Here is a 4,755-nt window from a genome sequence, read left to right as displayed (position 1 = left end):
CGGATCCTGGAAGATCATCGCCATGTCCCGACCCCGCAGCCGCCGCACCTCCTCCTCCGCCAGACCCACCAACTGACGCCCACCCACCGAGATCTCCCCGGTAATGGCGGCCCGCCGCGAGTTGTGCAGACCCAGGATCGCCAACGACGTGACGCTCTTACCCGAACCGGACTCACCCACGATCCCGAGCGTGCGACCCCGCTCGACCGCGAACGACACCCCGTCGACGGCCCGCACCACGCCGTCCTCGGTGTCGAACCGCACCCGCAGATCCCGGACCCGCAGGTACGGATCCTCGCCGCGACGCGGCGCCGGAAACTCCACCATCTCGAACCCTCCCGTCAGCTCAGCCGGACCCGCGGGTCGATGACCGCGTAGAGCACGTCGACCACGATGTTCGCGACCACGATGAACACCGCCGCCAACAGCACGGTCGCCATCACCACCGGCAGGTTGAGGAACTGCACCGCCTCCACGGTGGCCTTGCCGAGACCCTGGAGGCCGAAGATGGTCTCGGTGATGAACGTGCCGCCCAGACTGGTGCCGATGTCCAGGCCGGCGATGGTGACGATCGGGGTGATCGCCGCGCGCAACGCGTGCCGGGTGTGCACCTGCCGCGCGGAGAGCCCCTTGGCCCGGGCGGTCCGGACGAAGTCCTCGGACAGCGTCTCCAGCATCTGCGCCCGGGACAGCCGGGCGTAGAGCGCCGAGTTGAGGAAACCCAGCGTCATCCAGGGCAGCAGCAGGCCCGCCGCCCACCGGAGAGGGCTCTCGGTCAGCGGCGTGTAACTGGGGAACGCCAGCAACCCGGTCGAGTAGACCAGCAGGTAGAGCAGGATCAGCCCGAAGAAGTAGACCTGCATGGACGCCCCGGCGAGCGTGACGCCGATCGCGGCGCGGTCGAACGCCGTACCCCGGCGCAACGCCGACACCATGCCCAGGGAGACGCCCAGGGCCAGCCAGAGTACGGCCCCGCCGAGGACAATGCTGAACGTCACCGGGGCGCGTTGGGTGACGATCTCGGTGACCGGTTGGTTGTTGCGGAACGAGTACCCGAGGCAGGGTGCCGGGCAGTCCTGGCGGAAGTCGCCCTCGCCGTAGGTACGACCGACGAAGACGCCCCGGACGAAGTCCGCGTACTGCCGGGGCAGCGGACGGTCGATGCCGAGCCGGCGCTCGACCTGGGCGATGTCCGCGGCCGTGCAGTTCTTGCCGCACATCACCTTGGCCGGGCTGCTCGGCACCGCGAAGAAGAGGCCGAAGGTGACCAGGCTGACGACGACCAGGGTCAGGACGGCGACGAGCAGCCGTCGGACGACGAAACGGAGCACGGGAAACACCTCCCCCGGGTGGGGCGGGAGCGGCCGGTGTGGCCGCCCCCGCCGAGGACGGTCACTGCTTCACGTAGATGCCGTTGAGCGAGATGATGCCGAACGCGTCGCTGAGGAAGGCGTTGCCGACCTTCGAACCGTGCAGCTCGTAGGTGGCGTCGTAGTAGCAGGGCACGACCGGGGCGTACTCCTCCATGATCTTGCGGTCGAGGGCCATCCAGCCGGCGTCCTGCTCGGCGGCGGGCAGGTTGCGGACCCGGTCGATCTCCGCGCTGACCGACGGCTCGTCGAGGTACGAGAGGTTCTGGTTGCCCTCGGCGACGATCTCGCGGCCGTCGTAGACCGGCGGGATGACCGTCGAGCCGGTCGGCCAGTCGGATCCCCAGCCGCTGAGGTAGATGTCGTACGGGTTGTCCTTGCGGCCGACCTCGTCGTAGTAGCTGCTGTTGTCGATAGGCTTCATCACGATGTCGAAGCCCATGTCGGTCAGGTTCTTGCGCAACGCCTCGGCCTGCTGGGTCCGCAGCTCCAGGCTGGAGTGGGCCAGCACCAGCTTGGGCCGCTTGCCGGCGAGCAGTTCGGTGACCTTGGCCTTGTCCCCGGTGACCGGGGCGTTGAACAGGTCGTACTTGGAGAAACCGGCGGTGGTGGGTGACATCAGCGTGGTGGCCGGCGTGCCGGCGGCCTGACCGCCGAGCACCTTGAGCAGCGCGTCCTTGTCGACGGCGTAGTTCAGCGCCCGACGTACGCTCAGGTCGGTGACCCGCTGCGTGTTGATGTTCAGCACCCAGTTGTACTGCGTCGGGCCCTTGACCACCCGGTCGGCGACGCCGGCTCCGGTGGTCCGCGGCAGCACGGACGGCGGCACGTCGGTCCAGCTCAGCGCCGCCTGGTCGGCCGCGCCGTCGGCCACCAGGCGCTCGGCGATCTGGGCCTGCTCGAGCCCGAACGTCATCCGGATCGTGTCCGGGTAGGCGGTGCGGATCGGGTCGGTCGCCGGGTCCCAGTTCGGGTTGCGGTCCAGTTCGAGGGCGACGTCGCGCTGGTAGGACTTCACCTTGTACGGGCCGGACGAGAAGGGCCGCAGGTCGTAGCCGGCCCGGGTGTCCTTGGCCGCGGGCACCGGCGCGCTGGTGGGCAGCGCGGCGGCGTACGGCAGGTCGCAGTGCGCCTGCGGGAAGGTGAACCGGACGGTCCGGTCGTCGGGCGTCTCGACGCCGTCGGGCACCGGCTTGCCCCCGTCGTACGGACCCTTGTACGTGGCGTTGTACGTCCCGCCCGGGTAGAGCCACTGCTGGATGTAGTGCGGGCCCTCGTTGAGGTTCGACGCGAACGACCGGGCGATGCCGTGGGCGACGTCCTTGCTGGTCACCGGCGAGCCGTCCTCGTACTTCACGCCGTCGCGGAGGGTGAACTCCCAGACCTTGCAGTCACCGTTGACGTCCTTGCCGGGGTTGGTCGCCAGGTCGCCGACGAGCAGCAGCTTGCCGCTGCCGTCCTCCTTGTAGCCGTTGAGGGCGCGGTAGAGCATGCCGCCGGCGACCTGCTGCACGTTGACGTAGTTGCGGGCCGGGTCGAGGTGCTCGAAGTCGGTCGGCTGCATGACGGTCAGCGTGCCGCCACGGGTCGCCCCGTCGACGGCCTTCGCCGGGCCCTGGTTGTCGGCGGCCTCGTACGAGATCGAGCCGCTCTGGGTCCTGGTCTCCTGGTCGTCGCCGCCGCTGTCGTCGGTGGTGGGGCTGCAACCGGCGGCGACCAGCGCCGCCGCGGCGAGGACACCGGTCAGTGTCCGGGTTCGTGCGCGCACGGTGTGCTCCCTTCCTCGCCCGGCGGCCCCCGCCGGCCGGGCACGTGTATGGCCGTGGGGACTACCGGGTGGAGCGGGGATCCAGCGAGTCGCGCAGCGCGTCACCGAGCAGGTTGAACGCCAGGACCAGCAGGAAGATCGTCAACCCGGGGAACAGGGTGTACCAGGGGTCGCTCGCGACGTAGCCGATGCTGTTGAAGATCATGCGGCCCAGGTCGGGTGTGGGTTCGGTGACGCCGATGTTGACGAACGCCAGCGCCGCCTCGATGGCGATGAACTGCGGCACCATCAGCGAGACGGTGACCAGGATCGGCGCCCAGATGTTCGGCAGCAGCTGACGTAGCAGGATGTGCCCGGTGCCGGCGCCGGCGGCCCGGGCCGCGTCGACGAACTCCCGCTCCCGCAGGGAGATCACCTGCCCGCGGACCAGGCGTGCGGTGTACGTCCAGCTGAACAATCCGAAGGTGGCTACGATCAGGGCCACCCGGAAGGCCGGCGACGGCGCCTCCCGGTCGGTGTAGAAGCGGTCCTGCAGGATCGGGATCACGGCGAGCGCGAAGATGAGGAACGGGAACGCCAGCGTGAGGTCGATCAGCCAGTTGACGACGCTGTCCAGCCACCCCCGGGCCCATCCGGCCAGCACGCCGACCGCCACTCCGATGCACGACGCCACGGCCGCCGAGGCGAATGCGATGAACAGAGACGTACGCAGGCCGTAGACCAACTGGAGAAGGATGTCCCGACCACTTCCGGGTTCCAGCCCGAGCCAATGGTCCGCGCTGATTCCACCGGCATAGCCGATCGGCATTCCGAAATCGTTGAGACGGTCGACGAACTTGTCCGTCGGATCGATTCCGGTGAGACGGCTCAGCAGCGGCGCCCCGAGGGCGACCAGGACCGCCACGACCAGCGTGACGGCGCTGGCCCGGGCCGTGCGGTCACGCTTGAGGCGCAGCCAGGCCAGCTGGTTCGGCGAACGGCCGACGAATTCACGACGGCCGGCGGAAAGCCCGTTCCCGGACTCGACCACCGGTTCCCCGGCGCCCGGATCGCCCGGTGCGGTCAATGACGGCGGGTGGGAAAGGTCGCTCATGAGGAGTCCTCCCGACGGGAGCGAAAACGCCCTGCCACCCGACGGTAATGCGCATCCGGACGCCGGAAGGAATCGTTACGGTAACGGCCGTTCCGGTTGTCGTGCATTGACAACGATCCGGCCTACGGAAAGCATCGGCGCAATAACGGTGCGATTCGGTTGTCAGCCGTTCAGGCATCCGTTCCGTTGTTTCGTAATGTGGTGCGCCGCAGCGTGGAGACGGTTGTCAGCCGAACGGCCATTCCCCGGCGCCGATGTCACAGGCATCGCCCGCTCCGACCGACCGGTGTAACACTTCGTGACGCTTCGCGTTCACACCGCCCACCTAGGGTTCTCGGCGGCCCGGGTTCACCCGACGTCCGGGCCACCCCTCGGCCCACACCCGGGCCCCGACGGAAGGACGACCCATGCCCTTCGCCCGACGTACCGCCGCCCTGGCCCTGGCCGCCGCACTCGGCAGCCTCGCCGCGGTGACCGCCGCCGGTCCGGCCGGCGCGGCGCCGCGCCCCGGCCCGGAGACCCCC

General features: G+C 69.4%; 4 protein-coding genes. All 4 read right to left on the bottom strand.

Annotated elements, in window-relative coordinates:
• On the bottom strand, positions 1 to 327 hold a 327-nt coding region (locus tag HUW36_RS25780; protein WP_174530524.1), incomplete at its 3' end, for an ATP-binding cassette domain-containing protein.
• Between the two features lie 14 nt (positions 328 to 341).
• Positions 342 to 1,331, bottom strand: coding sequence for an ABC transporter permease (locus tag HUW36_RS25775; RefSeq protein WP_174530523.1), 990 nt, complete (start codon positions 1,329 to 1,331; stop codon positions 342 to 344).
• 61 nt (positions 1,332 to 1,392) lie between these two features.
• Positions 1,393 to 3,138, bottom strand: coding sequence for an ABC transporter substrate-binding protein (locus HUW36_RS25770; protein ID WP_174530522.1), 1,746 nt, complete (start codon positions 3,136 to 3,138; stop codon positions 1,393 to 1,395).
• Positions 3,139 to 3,199: 61 nt separating this feature from the next.
• Entirely contained in the window at positions 3,200 to 4,231 is a 1,032-nt protein-coding gene (locus HUW36_RS25765; protein WP_174530521.1) for an ABC transporter permease, read from the bottom strand.
• Positions 4,232 to 4,755 lie beyond the last annotated feature (524 nt).

It is taken from the genome of Micromonospora maritima (genome assembly GCF_902825405.1).
GTDB classification, from domain to species: Bacteria; Actinomycetota; Actinomycetes; order Mycobacteriales; family Micromonosporaceae; genus Micromonospora; species Micromonospora maritima.
This window is presented reverse-complemented; position numbering and strand designations above follow the sequence as displayed.

What these genes read in the sequence shown, in the direction of transcription:
- HUW36_RS25765 (WP_174530521.1), bottom strand. Translation starts at nt 4,231, where the DNA reads ATGAGCGACCTTTCCCACCCGCCGTCATTGACCGCACCGGGCGATCCG.